Source organism: Rothia amarae (genome assembly GCF_042677725.1).
In the GTDB taxonomy this organism is placed as follows: domain Bacteria; phylum Actinomycetota; class Actinomycetes; order Actinomycetales; family Micrococcaceae; genus Rothia; species Rothia amarae.
In genome coordinates this window covers 1-684 of record NZ_JBHUCN010000021.1, presented here as the reverse complement: position 1 = coordinate 684, position 684 = coordinate 1, and the positions used below count along the sequence as shown (strand labels likewise).

1 protein-coding gene is annotated in these 684 nt (G+C 49.3%); it reads right to left on the bottom strand.

Going from position 1 to position 684, the window contains the following annotated elements:
• On the bottom strand, nt 1–684 hold a 684-nt coding region (locus tag ACFR81_RS10905; protein WP_377148962.1), incomplete at both ends, for an IS3 family transposase.

Genomic DNA, 684 nt, shown 5'->3' with positions numbered 1-684 from the left:
ATTGCATCGGAGTCAGGCCCTTGAGTCGTTTTTGGATGCGTTCATGGTTGTACCAACGGATGTAGTCATCAATTGCGTGGTAGAACGTCTCCAGACTGGTGAATGATTCCCCGTGGTACATCTCTGATTTGAGGTGTCCGAAGAAGTTTTCCATTACCGCATTGTCGTAACAGTTTCCTTTCCTTGACATCGATTGTGTGCCACCGATAGCTGTGATGAGTGTGCGCCAGCTGGAATGTTGATATTGGAATCCTTGGTCGGTATGTACAAGCAAACCTTTATCTGGTGATTCTTGCGCGATGGCATCGCGTAAAGATTGCGACGTAAACGCCGTATTCGGTGAGGTTGAAATGCTGTACGACACGATCGACCGATCGCATAAGTCCATGATCGGCGACAGGTAGACCTTGGTGCCAGCAACGCGAAACTCCGTGACGTCACTTGCCCACACCGTATTTGGCTCATCAGGTGTGAAACATCGATTCAACACATTGCTTGCGATGTGACTTACCGTGCCTTTGTACGAGTTGTACTTCTTTTTCGCCCTGATCTTGGATTTAAGCCCTAGTTGATCCATGAGCTTGTAGACCAGCTTATGGTTGACCACCCATCCTTCCCGGCGTAGCTGAGCATGCACCCGCCGGTAACCATAACGACGGTTCATACGCTCAAAGACATCGACGA